General features: G+C 57.7%; 17 protein-coding genes. 6 read left to right on the forward strand and 11 right to left on the reverse strand.

What is annotated here, in order from left to right; all coding sequences use genetic code 11:
• Positions 1-128: 128 nt before the first annotated feature.
• The 5 genes from ACYZTY_RS02725 to ACYZTY_RS02745 form a co-directional block, all read right to left on the reverse strand.
• A complete protein-coding gene (locus ACYZTY_RS02725; protein WP_438658037.1) occupies positions 129-1,292 on the reverse strand; it encodes a type III PLP-dependent enzyme in 1,164 nt (387 codons plus the stop codon).
• A gap of 471 nt (positions 1,293-1,763) precedes the next feature.
• Positions 1,764-2,921: an osmoprotectant ABC transporter ATP-binding protein OsmV gene (locus tag ACYZTY_RS02730; protein ID WP_121733608.1), complete on the reverse strand. Its 1,158-nt coding sequence runs from the start codon at positions 2,919-2,921 to the stop codon at positions 1,764-1,766.
• Positions 2,918-3,571, reverse strand: a complete 654-nt coding sequence (locus ACYZTY_RS02735; protein WP_010463438.1) for an ABC transporter permease — start codon at positions 3,569-3,571, stop codon at positions 2,918-2,920. Before ACYZTY_RS02735 ends, ACYZTY_RS02730 begins: the two co-directional genes overlap by 4 nt.
• A 12-nt stretch (positions 3,572-3,583) precedes the next feature.
• A complete protein-coding gene (locus ACYZTY_RS02740; protein ID WP_461957205.1) occupies positions 3,584-4,492 on the reverse strand; it encodes a glycine betaine ABC transporter substrate-binding protein in 909 nt (302 codons plus the stop codon).
• A 20-nt stretch (positions 4,493-4,512) separates the two neighbouring features.
• Positions 4,513-5,229 (reverse strand): ABC transporter permease, encoded by a 717-nt coding sequence (locus ACYZTY_RS02745; protein ID WP_054049992.1) that lies wholly within the window; start codon positions 5,227-5,229, stop codon positions 4,513-4,515.
• A 488-nt stretch (positions 5,230-5,717) separates the two neighbouring features.
• Between ACYZTY_RS02745 and ACYZTY_RS02750 the strand changes: the two genes are divergently transcribed.
• The 6 genes from ACYZTY_RS02750 to ACYZTY_RS02775 all read left to right on the forward strand — a co-directional run bounded on the left by ACYZTY_RS02750 (position 5,718) and on the right by ACYZTY_RS02775 (position 13,081).
• Positions 5,718-7,301: a peptide chain release factor 3 gene (locus ACYZTY_RS02750; RefSeq protein ID WP_461957206.1), complete on the forward strand. Its 1,584-nt coding sequence runs from the start codon at positions 5,718-5,720 to the stop codon at positions 7,299-7,301.
• 240 nt (positions 7,302-7,541) lie between these two features.
• Positions 7,542-8,927 (forward strand): DUF6002 family protein, encoded by a 1,386-nt coding sequence (locus ACYZTY_RS02755; RefSeq protein WP_461957207.1) that lies wholly within the window; start codon positions 7,542-7,544, stop codon positions 8,925-8,927.
• Positions 8,924-9,976, forward strand: a complete 1,053-nt coding sequence (locus ACYZTY_RS02760; protein WP_461957208.1) for a hypothetical protein — start codon at positions 8,924-8,926, stop codon at positions 9,974-9,976. The genes ACYZTY_RS02755 and ACYZTY_RS02760 overlap by 4 nt, the downstream gene beginning before the upstream one ends.
• On the forward strand, positions 9,969-11,204 hold the full coding sequence (locus tag ACYZTY_RS02765; RefSeq protein ID WP_461957209.1) for an MFS transporter: 1,236 nt from the start codon (positions 9,969-9,971) through the stop codon (positions 11,202-11,204). The genes ACYZTY_RS02760 and ACYZTY_RS02765 overlap by 8 nt, the downstream gene beginning before the upstream one ends.
• 233 nt (positions 11,205-11,437) lie before the next feature.
• Positions 11,438-12,673 (forward strand): MFS transporter, encoded by a 1,236-nt coding sequence (locus tag ACYZTY_RS02770; RefSeq protein ID WP_461957210.1) that lies wholly within the window; start codon positions 11,438-11,440, stop codon positions 12,671-12,673.
• Positions 12,674-12,829: 156 nt separating this feature from the next.
• On the forward strand, positions 12,830-13,081 hold the full coding sequence (locus tag ACYZTY_RS02775) for a hypothetical protein (protein ID WP_461957211.1): 252 nt from the start codon (positions 12,830-12,832) through the stop codon (positions 13,079-13,081).
• A 189-nt stretch (positions 13,082-13,270) separates the two neighbouring features.
• On the opposite strand, the gene ACYZTY_RS02780 is transcribed toward ACYZTY_RS02775, so the two are convergent.
• The 6 genes from ACYZTY_RS02780 to ACYZTY_RS02805 all read right to left on the reverse strand — a co-directional run bounded on the left by ACYZTY_RS02780 (position 13,271) and on the right by ACYZTY_RS02805 (position 20,342).
• Positions 13,271-14,251 (reverse strand): peptide ABC transporter ATP-binding protein, encoded by a 981-nt coding sequence (locus ACYZTY_RS02780; protein ID WP_461957212.1) that lies wholly within the window; start codon positions 14,249-14,251, stop codon positions 13,271-13,273.
• Positions 14,251-15,219, reverse strand: coding sequence for an ABC transporter ATP-binding protein (locus tag ACYZTY_RS02785; protein WP_461957213.1), 969 nt, complete (start codon positions 15,217-15,219; stop codon positions 14,251-14,253). Before ACYZTY_RS02785 ends, ACYZTY_RS02780 begins: the two co-directional genes overlap by 1 nt.
• A 10-nt stretch (positions 15,220-15,229) precedes the next feature.
• On the reverse strand, positions 15,230-16,153 hold the full coding sequence (locus tag ACYZTY_RS02790; protein ID WP_461959241.1) for an ABC transporter permease subunit: 924 nt from the start codon (positions 16,151-16,153) through the stop codon (positions 15,230-15,232).
• A gap of 13 nt (positions 16,154-16,166) precedes the next feature.
• Entirely contained in the window at positions 16,167-17,177 is a 1,011-nt protein-coding gene (locus tag ACYZTY_RS02795) for an ABC transporter permease subunit (RefSeq protein WP_131063110.1), read from the reverse strand.
• A gap of 72 nt (positions 17,178-17,249) precedes the next feature.
• Positions 17,250-18,845, reverse strand: a complete 1,596-nt coding sequence (locus ACYZTY_RS02800) for an ABC transporter substrate-binding protein (protein WP_461957214.1) — start codon at positions 18,843-18,845, stop codon at positions 17,250-17,252.
• A 78-nt stretch (positions 18,846-18,923) separates the two neighbouring features.
• The gene (locus ACYZTY_RS02805) at positions 18,924-20,342 is read right to left on the reverse strand and encodes an OprD family porin (RefSeq protein WP_461957215.1); all 1,419 of its coding nucleotides are present in this window, start codon (positions 20,340-20,342) and stop codon (positions 18,924-18,926) included.
• Positions 20,343-20,450: the final 108 nt, after the last annotated feature.

Here is a 20,450-nt window from a genome sequence, read left to right on the forward strand (position 1 = left end):
ATAACTTTACTTTGGATGCGGGTGGGCAATGGGTGTGTAACGATATATGGGGTTGATCGTTAAGTTGTTTTAACTGCGGGCAGAAAAAACCCGTGAAATTCACGGGTTTTTTATTAAGCGATTGCTGATTAAACGTAAAACGATTTCAACGGCGGAAAGCCATTGAACTCAACCGCGCTGTAACTGGTGGTGTACGCACCGGTCGACAGCCAGTACAGACGATCACCAATGGCCAGGTTGAGCGGCAAACCGTACTTGTAGTTTTCATACATGATGTCGGCGCTGTCGCAGGTCGGGCCGGCGATGACCACTTCTTCCATCTCGCCTTTCTTCTCGGTCCAGATCGGGAACTTGATCGCTTCGTCCATGGTTTCGATCAGGCCGGAGAACTTGCCCACATCCGTGTACACCCAGCGCTCTACAGCGGTACGGGATTTACGCGCGACCAATACGACTTCGCTGACCAGGATGCCGGCGTTGGCGATCAACGAACGGCCTGGTTCCAGAATGATTTCCGGCAACTCGTCGCCGAAGTCTTCCTTGAGGAAACGGATGATTTCTTCAGCGTAGGTTTCCAGACTGTTGGTGCGGGTGATGTAGTTGGCCGGGAAGCCACCGCCCATGTTGATCAGCTTCAGGTGAATGCCGTCTTCTTCTTTCAGGCGTTCGAAGATCACTTTGACCTTGGCGATCGCCGCGTCCCAGACGCTGATGTCGCGCTGTTGCGAGCCGACGTGGAACGAGATGCCGTAAGGCACCAGGCCCAGGTCGCGAGCGAGGATCAGCAGGTCCATGGCCATGTCGGTCTGGCAGCCGAATTTGCGCGACAAAGGCCAGTCAGCGGTGGTCGAGCCTTCGGTGAGGATGCGCACGTAGACTTTCGAACCCGGTGCAGCCTTGGCGATGTTGCGCAGGTCGGCTTCGGAGTCGGTGGAGAACAGACGCACGCCCTTCTCGTAGAAGTAGCGGATGTCCTTGGATTTCTTGATGGTGTTGCCGTAGCTGATACGGTCGGCGCTGACGCCGCGGTCCATCACTTTGTCCAGCTCGTAGATCGAGGCGATGTCGAAGCTCGAGCCTTTCTCTTTGAGCAGGTCGATGATTTCCACGGCCGGGTTGGCCTTGACCGCGTAGTAGACCTTGGCGAATTCGAAACCGGCGCGCAGGTCGTCATAGGCCTGGCTGATCATCGCGGTGTCGATCACCACAAACGGGGTTTCTTGCGTGTCGGCGAACGCCTTCAATTTATTGAAGGTATCGCGCGCGTAATAGTCTTCGACGTTGATCGACATACTTGGGAGCTCCTACTGGCAAACGTTAGTAATCAATGGGTGCAAATGAACGTCCTCCGTATCCCCACTTTGGTTCGCCTACTTCCCAAGGCATGTCGCCGAAAGCAAAAAGGCCATGGGAGGCGGTGCTTCCCTTGGCCTTGCTGTCTCGTCGTCAGTACTTGAGCCGGATGGATCGTTTCCAGCATGGACGTTCGGCGCGAACTTTAGGGCGTGAGGGGCTCGAGATCAACAAAAAATGTCGCGTTTTTGCACGCTTCCGTCGTGCGGTCCTCGACAGTTACTGATGTAACCGACCTGCATGACAGTGTGATGTTCCCCTGGCAGGGATATTTGAGGTGTTTCAGGCGGGAATTTTGTTTGCCCCAATCGCTAGCAGGCTAGCTCCCACAGGGGATTTATGTTGTTGCACAGATTGCATGCACACCACAGATCCAATGTGGGAGCTAGCCTGCTAGCGATAGCGTCAGATCAGGCGACAGCAGTCTCGGCAGGCGAAACAATGCTGGTCTTGCCCCCACGAGACTTGCCGGAGCTCAGGTACTCGGCAATCGATTCCTGGGTCACTTCACCGAGGAACACCCGCTCCGCATCCATCACCGGCAACCACGAACGGTTGAACTCGTACATCCGCGACAACAGGATGCGCAGATGCTCGTCAAACGCCGCCGTGGCGTTGAACTCGCGCAGATACTGCGCGCAAGTACCGGTCTGACGGTGCAGGTCGCGACGTCGTACATAACCCAGCGCCTTGTTCTCACCGTCAGTGACCACCACATATCGACGGTCCAGTTCGTCCATCAACTCCAAGGCTTCAGCCACCGGGGTTTCCGGGCTCACCGACGGGGCGTTGTCTGCCGCGTCTTCGGCTTTCACCAGCAACAGACGCTTGAGCGTACTGTCCTGGCCAACGAAGTTGCTGACAAAGTCATCCGCCGGATGCGCCAGCAGCGTGTCCGGGTGATCGATCTGCAATAGCTTGCCGGCGCGGAAGATTGCGATCTTGTCGCCCAGCTTGATGGCTTCGTCGATGTCGTGGCTGACCATGATCACGGTCTTGTTCAGCGCGCGCTGCATCTCGAAGAACTCGTTCTGGATCATTTCGCGGTTGATCGGGTCGACCGCGCCGAACGGCTCATCCATCAGCAATAACGGTGCATCCGCTGCCAGCGCACGAATCACGCCGATCCGCTGCTGCTGGCCACCGGACAATTCACGTGGATAGCGATTCAGATACTGCTTGGGTTCGAGCTTGATCATGCTCATCAACTCGCGGGCGCGGTCGTGGCATTTCTGCTTGTCCCAGCCGAGCAGGCGCGGAACGATGGTGATGTTTTCCTCGATGGTCATGTTCGGGAACAGACCGATCTGCTGGATCACATAACCGATGTTGCGGCGCAGGGTCACGGCGTCGAGGTCGGTGGTGTCTTCGCCGTTGATCAGGATCTTGCCGGAGGTCGGCTTGATCAGGCGGTTGATCATTTTCAGCGTGGTGCTTTTGCCACAGCCCGATGGTCCGAGGAATACGCAGATTTCGCCTTCATTGACGGTCAGGCTGACGGAGTCCACGGCTTTCACATCTTTGCCGTTGCTTTGGAAGGTCTTGCTGAGGTTTTGAAGTTCGATCATTTGAGCAGTCCTTTTGGAGTCAGCGTGCGTTGCAGCCATTGCAGAAGCAGGTCGGCGAAGATGGCCAGGAGACTGACCAGCACGGCGCCGACGATCAGCATCGACATGTCGCTGCGGCTGATTGAAGCGAGAATAAGTACACCGAGGCCACCGGCGCCGATGGTCGCGGCGATGGTCATGACACCAATGTTCATGACCACGGCGGTGCGCACGCCGGCGAGGATCACTGGCACCGCAATCGGCAGTTCGACCATGCGCAGGCGCTGGCCGAAGGTCATGCCGATGCCACGGGCGGCTTCGCGAATGCCGGGTTCGACGCCGGTCAGGGCGAGGTAGGTGTTACGCATGATCGGCAGCAGCGAGTACAGAAACACCGCCGTGATCGCCGGCATCGGGCCCAGGCCCTGGCCGAATTTGGAGTAGAACGGCAACAGCAGGCCGAACAATGCAATCGACGGCACGGTGAGCAGCACGGTTGCGCTGGCTTGCAACGGACCGGCGAGCGTCGGGAAGCGGGTCATCAGCACGCCCAGCGGCACGCCAACGAGGATCGCCAATGTCACTGCGATACCGACCAGAGTGATGTGCTGCCAAGTCAGGTGCAGCACCAGCGGCCAGTCGAGATGGGAAAAGGCGTTCAGAAATTCCATGTCTTCTCCTCCTCAGTTCAGGGGATGCTGGCGCAGGAAATCTGCGGCAACGGATGAAGGGCTTTCGTGATCGACATCGACCCGCGCGTTGAGCTGGCGCATGGTGGCGTCGTCGAACAATTCGGCCAGCGGCTTGATTTCGTCCGCCAGTTTTGGATGGGCGTCGAGGTAGTCCTGACGCACCACCGGCGCGGCGGTGTAGTCCGGGAAGTAGTGCTTGTCGTCTTCGAGCAGTTTGAGCTTGAAGGCGTTCAGTCGACCATCGGTGGTGTAGACCAGACCGGCAAACACCTGGCCATTACGCAGGGCGGTGTAGACCAGCCCGGCATCCATCTGCCGGATGTTCTTGCGGGTCAGGTTCATGCCGTAGAGATCGACCATGCCGTCCAGACCGTCGGAACGATTGGCGAACTCGGTGTCCAGGGCGACAAGGTGATTGGTCTTCGCCTCAGCCTGCATCACCGTGTTCAGCTCGCTGATGGTGTTGATCTGCGGGTAAGCCTTTGCGGTACTTTCCGGCAGGGCCAGGGCGTAGGTGTTGCTGAACTTCGACGGGGTCAGCCAGATCAGGCCTTTTTTCGCGTCGAGTTCTTTCACCTTGGCGTAGGACTGTGCGCTATCGAGTTTTTCGGTGACATGGTTGTAAGCCACCAGCGACACGCCGGTGTATTCCCACATCAGGTCCAGTTGACCACTTTCGTGGGCGCTACGGGCCAGGTTGCTGCCCAGACCGCCGGTCACCTGGGTGTCGTAACCCTTGGTGCGCAGGTATTGGGAGGTGATTTCCGCCAGTAGGGTTTGTTCGGTGAACACCCGGGCGCCGATGCGGATCACGGGTTTTTCAGCGGCTTGGGCCAATCCTGCGAACAGCAGGACGCAGCCCATCAATAAGGTCATGCCTTTTAGGTGGAAAGCTTTCATAAATATTCCTTTGCCGAGGCTTAAGACGGGCGCAAACCGCGTTCGAGCCAGAGGCGGCTGGCGAGTGTCACCAGACCGTCGAGCAGCAAGGCCAGCAGGGCGGTACAGGCCGCGCCGAGCAGCAGTTGCGGCTGATTGTTCAGGGCGATCCCCGGGAAAATCAGGCTACCCAGGCTGTTGGCGCCAATCAGGAACGCCAACGGTGCCGTCCCGACGTTGATCGCCAGGGCCACGCGCACGCCACCGATGATGATCGGCACCGCGTTCGGCAATTCGACCCGCCACAGCACCTGAGTGGGCGTCATGCCAATGCCGACGGCTGCTTCCTTGAGCGAACCCTGGACGTTTTTCAGGCCTTCATAGGTGTTGCGCACGATCGGCAACAGCGAGGCGAGGAACAGGGCGAAGATCGCGGGGCCGCTGCCGATGCCGAGGATCCCCAGGGCGATGGCCAGTACGGCAAGAGGCGGCACGGTGTTGCCGATGTTGAAGATCTGCATGAAGCGTTCAGCGCGGCCAACCATGGTCGGGCGGCTGAGGAAGATACCGGCGGGGATGCCCACAACAAGGGCGGCCAGCATGGAGACAAGGACGAGAATCAGATGAGCTTGCAGGTAAAACAACAAATCGTCGCGGTAATGTTCGATCGTGTTGATGCCAATCCAGTGGACCAGCAGGGCCAGGAGCGCGACGACAACCGCACCTCCTATCAGCCCCTTGCCATAGCGAATAGCCACAGGCGGACTCCTTTTTTCTTTGTCGGCAAACGCAGTCCCGTGTGGCAGGCCATTCCTGGCTGCCGGGATAGAAGCGTTCGCGAGAAGCAGCTCTTCATGCTGATGCAACCGCATGAGATCGAGCCATAAGCGCAGCCTCGTCAGGCTAACTTGCAGGTTTTTCAAACCCTGCTACGAGAGCTGTAACAGGGGAGTGGACGCCTCCACCTTTTAAAAGGTTCCATATTTAGCAGCATTTAGCTACCACGCATCTCGTTTACCCGTGTAGCAGCTGCCGAGCAGCGCGAGGCTGCGTTCGGCGGCGGAGCCGTCGTAAAACCAGGCAATACGGTGTATCTGACCGACCGCGAGTGTCGACTCTACGACGGCTTCGCCGCCGAACGCAGCCTCGCAAGCTCGACAGCTGCTACGGGCGAACGGTGGTCCGTAAGGCAGTGTTTGCGCTATACTCGCCGCCCTTTTTTGAATCACCTGCCAGGCGATTTCCCATGACCAAACAGGCCGCCGAAGTCGCGAAACGCCGCACTTTCGCCATTATTTCCCACCCCGATGCCGGTAAAACCACCATCACCGAGAAGCTCTTGCTGATGGGCAAGGCGATTGCGATTGCGGGCACGGTGAAATCCCGTAAATCCGACCGCCATGCCACCTCCGACTGGATGGAAATGGAAAAGCAGCGTGGTATCTCGATTACCACGTCGGTCATGCAGTTCCCGTATCGCGATCACATGATCAACCTGCTCGACACCCCGGGTCACGAAGACTTCTCCGAAGATACCTACCGCACCCTGACGGCGGTGGACTCGGCATTGATGGTCCTCGACGGCGGTAAGGGTGTAGAGCCACGGACCATCGCGCTGATGGATGTCTGCCGTCTGCGGGACACGCCGATTGTCAGCTTCATCAACAAACTCGACCGTGACATCCGCGACCCGATCGAACTGCTCGACGAAATCGAAGCGGTCCTGAAGATCAAGGCGGCGCCAATCACCTGGCCGATCGGCTGCTACCGCGATTTCAAGGGCGTTTACCACCTCGCCGACGATTACATCATCGTGTACACCGCGGGCCACGGCCACGAACGTACCGATGTGAAAATCATCGAGAAGCTCGACTCCGATGAAGCTCGCGCGCACCTGGGCGACGAGTACGATCGCTTCGTCGATCAGCTGGAGCTGGTGCAGGGCGCCTGTCACGAATTCAATCAACAGGAATTCCTCGACGGCCAACTGACTCCGGTGTTCTTCGGTACTGCACTGGGCAACTTCGGTGTCGATCACGTGCTCGACGCCGTGGTCAACTGGGCGCCGAAACCGCTGGCCCGTGTCGCCAACGAGCGCACCGTGGAACCGGTTGAAGAGAAATTCGCCGGCTTCGTGTTCAAGATCCAGGCGAACATGGACCCGAAACACCGCGACCGTATCGCCTTCATGCGTATCTGCTCCGGCAAATACGAAAAAGGCATGAAGATGCGCCACGTGCGCACCGGCAAGGACGTGCGGATCGGCGACGCCCTGACCTTCTTCTCCTCCGAGCGTGAGCAACTGGAAGAAGCGTTTGCCGGCGACATCATCGGCCTGCACAACCACGGCACCATCCAGATCGGTGACACCTTCACCGAAGGCGAAGTCCTGGGCTTCACCGGCATCCCGCACTTCGCCCCGGAACTGTTCCGGCGCGTGCGCCTGCGTGACCCGCTGAAATCCAAGCAACTGCGTCAGGGCTTGCAGCAACTGGCGGAAGAGGGCGCCACCCAGGTGTTCTTCCCCGAGCGCAGCAACGACATCATCCTCGGTGCCGTCGGTGTGCTGCAGTTCGATGTGGTCGCCAGCCGCTTGAAAGAGGAATACAAGGTTGAGTGCTCTTACGAGCCGATCACCGTCTATTCCGCGCGCTGGATTGATTGCGACGACAAGAAGAAGCTTGAGGAATTCTCCAACAAGGCTGTGGAAAACCTTGCAGTCGACGGCGGTGGTCACCTGACCTACCTGGCCCCGACGCGGGTCAACCTGGCATTGATGGAAGAGCGCTGGCCGGACGTGAAATTCCGTGCGACGCGTGAGCATCATTAAGCGCTGAGCGATAACACCCCAAAGCCCACTGTGAACACAGTGGGCTTTTTTTTGACCAGTAAACGGGTTCGAATCGACGTCCAGGTAAGACTTTCCTGTAGGTCTTTTTTCCTGATTTCGTAGCTTGACTCTGGTTTTGCATTACCGGGGCTGTTTACCGCGACAACGCAATCGTTGACGTCTAGCGTTCAGAGGACATTTCGCAAGCAGCGACTTTCCACGAGCAGGAGCGCGAGACAAATGGATGTGATGAATACCGACACGGCGGTACAGGCAACACAAGGAGCTCAAAATCCCGTTTCTGTTATCGAGCGGTACTACGATCTGATCGTCAGCAGTGCAGCTGATTTTGAAGTCAGTAGCGGTGGTGACGCATTTGAGCCATCCATGAAATTGCCTGCACTGGATGCTCGAATGCAGGCCTTTCTTTCCGTCGCAACTGCGCAGTTTTTTGAGTTAGGCCGTTACTGTGGGATGCCACTGCGGTTGTTCGATTTGAGGCAAAACGCGAATACTCAAACGACCAAGACATTTGCTTCGACGCTGATCGTCGCTCGTGCCATTCGCCATATTCAGGACACCGGCGACAGCATCCTGTTGTTTTCCCCTTCTTCCGGCAACAAAGCCATTGCATTACGTGATGCAGTTTTGCGTGCATTGAAAGCCAAACTGGTTCACCCAGAACAATTACGCATTGTCACATTGACGCCTGCGCAGACGATCGGGAAATTGCGTAGAACCGAACTTTACGATGACCCTCGGCTGCGTGCCCTGAACCCTTTATTCGTCCTTGATGCCGAGTCGCCGGAGGCAGTGAAGGTTGTCGGGCAGCACTTCAAGGAGCTTTTCAATCGTAGTCCATTGGGTGAGTTGAAGTTATGGCATTCCCTTCGGCTAGAGAATTACCGGTTCTCTGACCAGGCCAGAGCGTTTTTTGACTTCGAGCAGGGTGATGCCTGGGACACTGATCGAAAAACCGTCCATGTGCATGCGGTGTCTAGTGCCTATGGCCTTCTGGGATACTGCTCGGGTGTAGAGGTGTTGAAACGCCACCACCAACACGTGTCCACCCCTTCATTTTTATTGGTTCAGCACTTGGCTACCAGTGACATGGTTTTGCATTTACTCGACGGAAACTTCGAGGGTGCTTCCACGCCCGGCTATACACAGGAATCCAACGGTTTGTGGATTCAGTCGGAGTCTGCGCATTTTCCTTCCGCGACCTGGAACCCTGATGAGATCCTTGAACCCACTTTTTACACGCACCTTCCGCCTACCGCCGTGGAAATGACCGGGTTGATCAGAGCCAATGGTGGCTCGGGAATAGTCGTGTCGCTTTATGAGTGCATGCAACGCTACAGCGAATGTGTCCAGTTGCTAGCGAATACACCTGTGAGATTGCCCGCGGATCCTCGGGATCTGAAGGAGTGGTCATTGGTGATGGCCGTCACCGGTTGCCTGAATGCAATTGACCGACAGTTGCTGGTGGGCATGGACGGCTGCACTATTCATGCATCCGGCTCCTATTGTCAGAGTGATTATGAAGCCATGCCCATCGAAGGACTGTCATTCATTGACAGTGCTGAAGAGATGATGGAAATCCTGCGTGGTCGTTGTAAGTCATGAGCGCTGATCTTTCCATCACTCAGAAAACACCCTGCCATTTTCGCGTTTACAGGGGCTACTCCAAGGCTGGAGAAATGGTGCGTTTTGTTTATGTTGGAGTGAGTGAAGGCCTGATCTACATCGCCCCTTTTGTGGATCAATGTTTTTTCGAGCATTCGACTGTAGAGCAAGAAGGCACTCTGGAATGGAAGCAACTTGAGGGTTTTCTAAACCAGTATCAACCTGACACGAACCTGTTGATGGCGCCACTGGAGGTCATCCAACAATGCCAGCGTCCCGGCGATATTATCGGACTCAGCAGGCTTCACCAGAAAGTCGATGTGTCCGCTGATTGGGAGCATGTGCAGAGGGAACTGTCCCATCGGGAAAACAAGCGCCGTGTTCAATCTGTCGGACAAGGGTTTGGTTTCGATGTGTCGCTTAGGGATGAAGACTTCTTTGCCTTTTATCGTTCCATGCATGTCCCGACCATGAGCGCCCGTTACGGGCGCTTTGCCCGTAGTGTGCCCGAGCAATTGGCGTATCTGGAATTGTTCAAGCAGGGAGTGTTGTTTCGGGTTTATTTAAAGGATGACTGGGTGGCGGGAAGTGTTTCTCAAGTTGATGAGTCGACACGCACCTTAAACGCACGGTTGATCGGCGTTAAGGATGGCGCATCAATTTACCGGGTTAATGGAGCACAGAATTTTGTTTACCACGCGATCCTGGAGTGGGCATCCCATCAGTCGAACATCGATTGCGTCGACTTTCAGGGCTGCGAGCCATTTTTGAGCAAAGGAACGTTTCAGTACAAGAAACGCTTTGGGGCTAAGGCCGTTATTCCTGACAACGCATTCGGTCAATGGAGGTTACTGATTCGAGCGCACAAGCTTTGTGCTTCAGCCAGGCAATTCCTGATCAATAACCCTCTTGTTGGCCTTGATGCAGAGGGCCGGCTGCAAGCACAGTACTTCTTCGATGCAGACCACGAGATCCGCTCGGACATTCCCTTCGCTTCAAAAGGCATTTCCAGCCAAGTGAACCATAACCTGGACCAATGGCATGGCTAGTCGGCTCTTCCACCTGACTCGGCTTGATGGATATTTCTGTCCGATGGCCTGGATGCTTGCTGCGTTGATCTTCATCAGTCGGTTAAGCGCCATGGTCAAGCTGTTCATGGCGTTATACCTGCGTCAGGAACTGGGGCTGCCGATTGAAACCGTAGGCTGGTTGTTATCCGGATACGGAGCCGGTTTGCTGATAGGGTCAATGGGAGGCGGATTGCTCAGTGAGTATTTCTCCACGGCGCGCCTCACCGCCGCGTTGTTTTTTGTCTCGGCATGGATATTGGTCTTGTTGGGGCTGGTCGTTGAGGTGCCATTGCTGGCTGGGTTGTTGCTTTTCAGCGGAGTACTCGATGGCGCGATTCGTACACTTCATCAGCGCTTGATTATGGAGTATTGCCTGGTTGCGCAGCGGCCTCGCGCGCAGTCATTGAGTCGTGTTGCCAGTAACCTGGGCATGGCTGTGGCCGGGGTTGTGGGTGGCGCCCTGGCGCAGACTGATTTTCGCTGGGTGTTTTTTGTCAGTGCGGCCATGACGCTGTTGGCTTTGATCTGGTTTGTTCGGGCGACATTTCATCGAGAAGTTCTGATACCGGATCAGACTCCTGATTCGGTTTCGGGTGCATGCGTACCTTATCGAGATAAACCGTTCCTCTGGTTGTTGGCGGCTTCTGTCTTGCTCGGCCTTGCCTTCGAACCGGTCTACAGCATGTTGGGCAACTATCTGCTCGATTACTATCGGTTGGGTATCGAAGTCATCGGATGGCAATTTGCACTCAATGCAGTACTGGTGGTGGTGCTGCAAATTCCGTTATCTCATTGGAGTGAGCAGTGGGGGGCGCGTCGGCAACTACTGGTAGGCAGCCTGCTGTTGGCCTGCGGGCTGGGGATGTTGCCGTTGGGCTCAGGGATGTTGTATGTCTGCCTGTCGACTGTTCTTTGGACCCTAGGCGAAATTCTTTTCATGCCCACTCTGAACGTATTGGTTATGCAGCGTGCGCACACAGGAAGGAGTGGGCATTACTTTGGACTTTTTTCCATGTGCTGGAGCGCGAGTGTGCTGCTTTCACCGGTACTTGGCGGTCAGCTTTACGGCCATTTCGGCGGGCACATTGTCTGGTTCGTCAGCGCCGCGCTGGCCTTGTTGTCCATGCCGCTGATTTATCAGGCCACACGTTTGGGCGCCTCGAAAGGGCTGGATTCACAAACGTCGCGCGTCACTTCGCTTAGCTGATTCGATTTTGGGGTTATTCGAAACAAGTCTGCAGAGCCAGACACTGACGATGATGACGCCGACCTATAAGAATGGGTTGCTGCACGACGGTTTTTCCGTAGGTTTTTTCCCTGGGTCGCGTAGCTTGACTCTGGTTTTGCATTGTTGGCGTTTCTACTCGCGACAACCAAGCCGTAGCCGTCTACCGTTCGAAAGGCAATTCACAAATCGCTGCCTTTTCAAGGATCAATGGAATGACGAGTCGGCTGACTCAACTGCTGCGGCTGGACGGCTATTTCTGCACCATGGCCTGGGTGCTGGCGGCGCTGCTTTTCATCAATCGCTTGAGCAGCATGGTCAAGCTGTTCATGGCGTTGTACCTGCGTCAGGAACTGGGGCTGGCCATTGAAACCGTCGGCTGGCTGCTGTCGGCTTATGGCGCCGGACTGCTGATCGGCTCGATGCTGGGCGGATGGCTGAGCGATCATGTGTCCACGGCGCGGCTGACGGCGGCGCTGTTTTTTGCCTCGGTGTGGACGCTGGTCCTGCTCGGGCTGACCACGCAGGTGCCGCTGCTGGCGGGTCTACTTTTGCTCAGCGGGATACTCGACGGGTCGATTCGTACGCTGCATCAGCGCCTGATCATGGAGTACTGCGAGGTGTCGCAGCGTCCTCGCGCGCAGGCTTTGAGCCGTGTCGCCAGAAACCTCGGGATGGCTGCCGCCGGCCTCGCGGGCGGGGTGCTGGCGCAGACCGATTTTCGCTGGGTATTTTTTGTCAGCGCGGCCATGACGCTGCTGGCATTGCTTTGGTTTGTCCGCACGACATGGCACCGACCGGTGCTGATTCCTGAGGAAACCCCCGATACCGGCGCAGGCACAGGCGTCCCTTATCGAGATCGACCGTTCCTCTGGCTGCTGGCTGCGGTGATCCTGCTCGGCATGGCGTTCGACTCGATCTACAGCATGCTCGGCAATTACCTGCGCGATTACTACCGGTTGAGCACGGAAGCCATCGGCTGGCAGTTCGGGCTCAATGCGATGCTGATTGTGGTCTTGCAAATACCGCTGTCGCACTGGGGTGAACGCTGGGGCGCACGCCGGCAACTGGTGGCGGGATGTGTGTTGCTGGCGGTCGGACTCGGCATGTTGCCGCTCGGTTCCGGGTTGTTTTACGCCTGTCTGTCGACTGTGGTCTGGACGCTGGGGGAAGCCCTGTTCATGCCGCCGCTGAATGTACTCGTCATGCAGCACGCGCAAGCCGGAAAAAGTGGCCAGTACTTCGGCCTGTTCTTCATGTGCTGGAGTGCGAGCGCGCTGCTTTCACCGGTACTTGGCGGTCAGCTCTACGGCCATTTCGGTGGGCACATGGTCTGGTTCGTGAGCGCCGCGCTGGCCTTGCTGTCCACCCCACTGATTTATCAGGCCACACGTTTGGGCACCTCGAAGGGGCTTGATCGACAAACGCGGCGCGCTACTTCGCTTAGCTGATTCGGTTATGGGTGTTATCAGAAACCAATCTGGCCGCTGACGGCATTTCCGCCCATTCGATAGCGTCCTATCTGGAGAACCCGGCTGAGCGCTACTAGATTTCACACAGCGCCAGTCAGGCACTTGTGTTTCACCTGCAAAAGGATGGAATCGGCTATGAACAGATTTTTACGGGTTTTATTGCTGTTGAAGGTGGTGGTGTTGTTGTCCCTCGGCAGTTCGGCGGTGTGGGCCGGATGTGAGGATCATGATACTCAGGCGTCGAGCGGAACGGTGGTGCAGGGTGATCTGATGCTTGCCAAATCCGAATCAGAGCCCGGTGATCAGGGGCAGGGCGGCAGTGCGGATGATGACGACTCGACCACTGACGATCCCGATGCCGATACCGACGAAAATGAAGGGGCTTAGGTAGCAGGCAAAAGAAAACCCCTTATCCCCCGACTGATACGCAGCCGGGGTAGAAGGGGTTATTGAACAGGCCTATCCCTGTGGGAGCGACGGTGCGACGATTCGACCTGCTCGCGAAGGCGATATTTCAGTCAACATCTATGTCGACTGAGAGATCGCTATCGCGAGCAGGCTCGCTCCCACAGTTTGTTACGCCGCGCCGTCGAGGAATTGCTCGGCGTAGTGGCAAGCCACTTGGCGGCTGTCGAGCAGGCGCAGGGCCGGCTCTTCGGTGCTGCAGCGCTCGGTCGCGTACGGGCAGCGCTTGTGGAAAGCGCAGCCGGACGGCGGGTTCAACGGGTTTGGCAACTCGCCGACGATCTTGATTTTCGGCTTGTTCGGGTCCGGGTGAATGGTCGGGGTGGCCGACAGCAGCGCCTGGGTGTACGGGTGCAGAGGACGCTCGTAGATGTCGTTCTTCGGGCCCATTTCCACCGGGCGGCCGAGGTACATCACCATCACGTCATCGGCGACGTGTTGCACCACCGCCAGGTTGTGGGAGATGAACACGTAGGCGGTGTTGAACTCTTGCTGCAGATCCATGAACAGGTTCAATACCTGCGCCTGGATCGACACGTCCAGTGCTGAGGTCGGTTCGTCCGCCACCAGCACTTTCGGTTGCAGCATCATCGCGCGGGCCAGGGCGATCCGCTGGCGCTGACCGCCAGAGAACATGTGCGGATAACGCTGGTAGTGCTCGGGACGCAAGCCCACCTGCTTCATCATCGCCTGGACTTTCTCGCGACGTTCCGAGGCGCTCAGGTTGGTGTTGATCAATAAAGGTTCTGCAAGCTGATCACCGACTTTCTGCCGTGGGTTCAGCGACGCATACGGGCTCTGGAACACCATCTGCACGTCTTTGCGCAGTTGCTTGCGCTGGGCCTTGTCGGCGCCGGCGACTTCCTGCCCGGCGATTTTCAAGGAGCCGGAGGACGGTTCTTCGATCAGCGTCAGGGCACGGGCCAGGGTGGATTTGCCGCAGCCCGATTCGCCTACAACGGCGAGGGTCTTGCCGGCTTCCAGTTCGAACGACACACCGTTCAGGGCGCGCACGGTCGCATGGCCCTTGAACAGGCCACGGGACACTTCGTAGTGGCGGGTCAGGTCGCGGGCGGTAAGTACGACGGCCATTACGCCACCTCCTGATTCAGCGGGTAGAAGCAGCGGGCGAGGCTGTTGCTTTTCGGGTCGAGGGTCGGACGCTGCGCGCGGCAGCTCTCTTGCACATACGGGCAGCGTGGCGACAGCAGGCAACCCTGCGGACGGTCATAGCGACCGGGAACAATGCCCGGCAGCGTGGCCAGGCGCGTGGCGCCCAGGCTGTGTTCCGGAATCGCCTTGAGCAATGCTTCGCTGTACGGGTGCGCCGGGATGTCGAACAGTTGTGGCACCTGACCGACTTCCACCGCTTGACCTGCGTACATCACGCACACGCGCTGGGCGGTTTCAGCCACGACCGCGAGGTCGTGAGTGATCAGCACCAGGCCCATGTTCTGCTCTTTTTGCAACGCCAGCAGCAGGTCCATGATCTGCGCCTGAATCGTTACGTCCAGTGCGGTGGTCGGTTCGTCGGCGATCAGCAGTTTCGGCTCGCCGGCAATGGCCATGGCGATTGCAACACGCTGGCTCATACCGCCGGAGAGTTGATGCGGGTACGCGTCCATACGGCTGGCGGCGCCCGGGATTTCAACTTTTTCCAGCAGTTCGATGGCGCGCTTGCGGGCTTGCTTGCTGGACATTTTCAGGTGCAGGCGCAGCACTTCTTCGATCTGGAAACCGACGGTGTAGCTCGGGTTCAGCGCGGTCATCGGGTCCTGGAAGACCATGGCCAGGTCTTTGCCGACGATTTGCCGACGCTGACGGTTGCTCAGTTTGAGCATGTTCTTGCCGTCGAAATTCAGGGCGTCGGCAGTGACGATCCCCGGATGCTCGATCAGGCCCATCAGCGCCATCATGGTCACGGACTTGCCGGAACCCGATTCGCCAACGATGGCCAGAACTTCGCCCTTGTCCACGGTAATGTCGAGACCGTCGACCACCGGAACGGCGTTCTTGTCGCCGAAGCGGACGTTGAGATTCTTGATTTCTAACAGTGACATTTGAATCTCCTCAGGCGGCGTTCTTGAGTTTCGGGTCCAGCGCATCACGCAGACCGTCGCCCATCAAGTTGATTGCCAGCACGCTGAGCAAAATGGTCAAACCAGGCAGACTGACGACCCACCAGGCGCGTTCGATGTAGTCGCGAGCCGAAGCCAGCATGGTGCCCCACTCAGGGGTTGGCGGTTGTACGCCAAGACCGAGGAAGCCAAGTGCCGCGGCATCGAGAATCGCCGAGGAGAAACTCAAAGTAGCCTGAACGATCAGCGGCGCCATGCAGTTAGGCAGCACGGTGACGAACATCAGGCGGGGCAGACCGGCACCGGCCAGACGCGCGGCGGTCACGTAGTCGCGGTTCAATTCGCCCATCACCGCGGCGCGGGTCAGACGAACATAGGACGGCAACGAAACCACGGCGATGGCAATAATGGTGTTGATCAGGCCAGGGCCGAGGATGGCGACAATCGCCACGGCCAGCAGCAGGGACGGCAGGGCCAGCATGATGTCCATCAGACGCATGATGGTCGGGCCCAACAGGCGCGGGAAGAACCCGGCGAACAGACCCAAAAGGATGCCCGGAATCAGCGACATCACCACCGACGACAAGCCGATCAGCAGGGACAGGCGCGAACCGTTGATCAGCCGCGACAGCAGGTCGCGCCCCAGTTCATCGGTGCCGAGCAGGAACTGGATCTGCCCACCTTCCAGCCAGGATGGCGGGGTCAGCAGGAAGTCACGGTATTGCTCGCTCGGGTCATGCGGGGCAACCCACGGCGCGAAGATCGCGCAGAAAATCACCAGCAGCATGAACATCAGGCCGGCAACGGCGCCTTTGTTCTTGGAAAACGCTTGCCAGAATTCTTTGTACGGAGACGGGTACAGCAGGCTTTGATCGACTGTTACCGCTTGATTTGGAGTTGAAGCTGGAGTGGTCATGGTCATGATGATCTCAGCGCTGGTGACGGATGCGTGGGTTGGCGAAGCCGTAGAGGATGTCCACCACGAAGTTCACCAGAATCACCAGGCAGGCGATTAACAGGATGCCGTTCTGCACCACGGGATAGTCCCGTGCGCCAATGGCTTCGATCAGCCATTTGCCGATGCCGGGCCACGAGAAAATGGTTTCGGTCAGAACCGCACCCGCCAGCAATGTGCCGACTTGCAGGCCGACCACGGTCAGGACCGGAATCAGCGCGTTGCGCAGGCCGTGAACGAACACCACGCGCGACGGCGACAGGCCTTTGGCGCGGGCGGTACGGATGTAGTCTTCTCGCAGCACTTCGAGCATCGAAGAACGGGTCATCCGCGCAATAACGGCCAGCGGGATGGTGCCGAGCACGATGGCCGGCAGGATGAGGTGATGCAGGGCATCGAAGAACGCACCGACGTCATCGGCCAGCAGCGTGTCAATCAGCATGAAACCGGTGCGCGGCTCGATGTCGTAAAGCAGGTCAATCCGCCCGGACACCGGAGTCCAGCCCAGTGACACCGAGAAGAACATGATCAGGATCAGGCCCCACCAGAAGATCGGCATCGAATATCCCGCCAGGGAGATGCCCATCACCCCATGGTCGAACAGGGATCCTCGCTTGAGTGCCGCAATCACCCCGGCCAGAAGGCCCAGGATGCCGGCGAACAACAGCGCGGCCATGGACAGTTCCAGGGTCGCGGGGAATAGAGAGCTGAATTCGCTCCAGACGCTTTCACGGGTACGCAGGGACTCGCCAAGGTCGCCGTGGGCCAACTTGCCGATGTAGTCCAGGTACTGGGCATACAGCGGTTTGTTCAGGCCAAGGCGTTCCATTGCCTGAGCGTGCATTTCGGGGTCGACCCGACGTTCGCCCATCATCACTTCCACGGGGTCGCCAGGAATCATGCGAATCAACGCGAAAGTCAGCAAGGTGATGCCGAAGAACGTGGGGATCAATAACCCCAATCGGCGGGCAATAAAACTAAACATCTTGTGGTGTACCTCATCAGCCGGTTAGGCGTGCCCGGCATTCCTGGGTCAGGAATGCCGGTAGTTTCTTATCTACTTCACCTGGGTGGTGGCGAAGTTATTAGTGGTGAGGGGGCTAATGTGATAGCCCTCTACGTTGTTGCGCATTGCGGTAAACATACGGGTGTGCGCCATGTTGATCCATGGCTGGTCCTGATTGAAAACCTCCTGGGCTTGCTCGTAGAGCGCTGCACGTTCCGTGGGGTTCACTTTAGCCCGTGCTTCGTCGATCAGCGTCTGGAATTTCTGATTGCACCAGCGCGCGTAGTTTTCGCCGTTCTTGGCTGCTTCGCAACTCAGATTAGGCGTCAGGAAGTTATCCGGGTCGCCGTTATCGCCCGCCCATCCGGCGGAAACCATATCGTGTTCGCCGTTTTTGGCGCGTTTGAGCATTTCGCCCCATTCCATGACGCGAATGTCGATCTTGATCCCGACCTTGGCCAGGTCAGCCTGCATCATCTGCGCGCCGAGCATCGGGTTCGGGTTGGTCGGACCGCCGCCGTTACGGGTGAACAGCGTGAAAACAGTGCCCTCCGGCACGCCCGCTTCCTTGAGCAGGGCGCGAGCCTTGTCCAGATCACGTGGCGGGTTTTTCAGGTCGTGGTTGTAGCCTAGCAGCGTGTCCGGGAACGGATTGACCGCGACCGTTGCGTTGCCTTTGCCAAACAGCGCGTTCACGTACGCAGCCTTGTCGAACGCGATGTCGATGGCCTTACGCACACGCACGTCGCTCATGTATTTGTGCGAAGTGTTCATCGCGATGTAGGAAACGGTCATCGCGTTCATCTCATCAACCTTCAGGTTGGTGTCTTTCTTGATGCTCGGGATGTCATCCGGTTTTGGATATAGCGCGACCTGACACTCGTTGGCCTTGAGCTTTTGCAGGCGCACGTTGTTATCGGTGGCGATGGCAAGTATCAGCGCATCAGCCGGTGGCTTGCCACGGAAGTAGTCCGGGTTGGCCTTGAAGCGAACCTGGGCGTCTTTGTTGTAGCGTTGGAACACGAACGGGCCGGTGCCGACCGGTTTGTTGTTCAGGTCGCCGGCCTTGTTGGCCTTCAGCAACTGGTCAGCGTACTCGGCGGAATAGATCGAGGAGAAGGCCATGGCGACGTCTGCCAGGAACGGCGCTTCGCGACGGGTCAGGGTGAATTTGACGGTGTTGTCGTCAACTTTCTCGACGCTTTTCAGCAGTTCCTTGAAGCCCATGCTTTCAAAGTACGGGAAGCCCACGCTCGACAGTTTGTGCCATGGGTGGTTCGGGTCCAGCTGGCGCTGGAAGCTCCAGACCACATCGTCGGCGTTCATGTCGCGGGTCGGCTTGAAGTATTCGGTGGTGTGAAACTTGACGCCTTTACGCAGGTGGAACGTGTAAGTCAGGCCGTCCTCGCTGATGTCCCAGGAGTTGGCCAGTGCCGGAATCACTTCAGTGGTGCCGGGCTTGAAGTCCGCCAGACGATTGAAGATGGTTTCGGCCACCGCATCGGCTGTGACTGCAGTCGTGTACTGGACCATATCGAAGCCTTCCGGGCTGGCTTCGGTGCAGACCACCAGGGGTTTGGCCGAGACGCCAACAGCGACACTCAGCAACGCGGCTGCAATGGCCGCACGTAGGGGAAGCATTTTCATCAAGAACCCTCTGCAATCGGTTAAAGGACAAAAGCCGAACGGCCGATTCGTCACTGAATCAGCCGTTCGGCGGGTGCATTACAAAATGTTGAACGGGATGGTGGTCACGAGACGGAACTCGTTGAGGCTGCCATCCGCCTGGTTTTCGCTGGCGCGGTGAGCGGTATAGGTCGCGCGAACAGTGGTGGCCTTGAGCGGGCCGCTCTGCACGGCGTAGGAAGTACCGATGCCGTATTCGTAATGGTGTTCGCCGTCCATCCCCTTCACGTCGCCGTAGCCGGTGCTGTTGTAGTGAGTACCGTCGATGCCCCAGCCGCGAGCCTGGTAAATGTTGAATTTCAGGCCTGGAATGCCGTATTCAGCCATGTTCAGGCCGTAGGCAATCTGGAAGGATTTCTCGTTCGGGCCGTTGAAGTCCGACAGCAAGGAGTTGGCCAGGTAGATGCCGTTGGTTTCGTGCAGGTAGTCGAAGTACTCGTTACCGTTCACTTCCTGGTACGAGAAGGTCAGGCTGTGGGCCTGGTGGGTCAGGCCGAACGACAGGGAGTAGGTGTCGTTGTCGATTTCGCCCAGCAGTTTTTTGCCTTCGTCGACGGTCTTGTAGTAGTTCAGGCCGGTGGTCAGGCTCAGTACCGAGCTGTCACCCAGTACGTGGGTGGCGCCGAAGTAGTACTGGTTCCACAAGTCTTCAGCCTGGGTGCCCCAGAGGCTGGTGGTCAGGCTGGCGAATGGTGTGTAAGTGATACCGGCGGTGTTGACGTGATCCGCTTCGGCAGTACCGTCGCCGTATTCGGAACGGAACTTGCGCTGGCTCTGTTCGGTACGCGGCGAGTTACGGTCGAAGGTGCCGAGGTCGAAGGACAGGTTTTCCAGCTCTTCGCTGTGCAGGCTGACACCTTCAAAGCTCGAAGGCAGTGGACGGTTACCGATGACATCCACTTGCGGGCTGCTGAAGTTCTGGCGACCGGCCGTCAGTGTGGTGTTGGAGAAGCGTGCCTTGACGTTGGCCAGGCCCAGTTTGCTCCACTGATCAACCGCGTCACCGCCGTTTTCGGTCAGCGTACGGTTGTTACCACGGCCACCGCGGCCTGGCTCAGGAGCACCGCCGTTGCCGGACGCGAGGTCTTTGCGATCACGGTCCAGGGCAATGGCGTTGTAGGCCGCCACTTCGGTGCTGAAACCTACAGTGCCCTCGGTGAAGCCCGAGTTGTACTTGATGATCGTGCCTTGCACCCAGTTGATACGACGGTCAGTGGTGCGAGTCTCACCATTTTTACGATAGTTGAGCGTCGCGCCCCGCTTGAACGACTCATTCGCATACCAGTTACGCGTGGAACCGGTGATCGATTGGCCTTCAACGAAGCCGGTGGCTTCACTTTGGGCGCTTTTTTCTTTCACGGTAACCGGGGTGAATGCCTGGCTTTGGGTTTCTGCGTAAGCCGTGGCGGTTACGCTGCTGATGGCCAGGGCCAATAACGCGGTGCTGCTCAGTTTCATGGGTGAAGCTCCTTACTTTCTTTTTTTAATGCCGGTCTTTTTTGGTGATCCGGCTATTTTGTTTAGAACTCAATCAAGGCTTCGCAAACGTTTGCTGCAGGCCGGAAT

The organism is Pseudomonas sp. LB1P83, assembly GCF_054897885.1.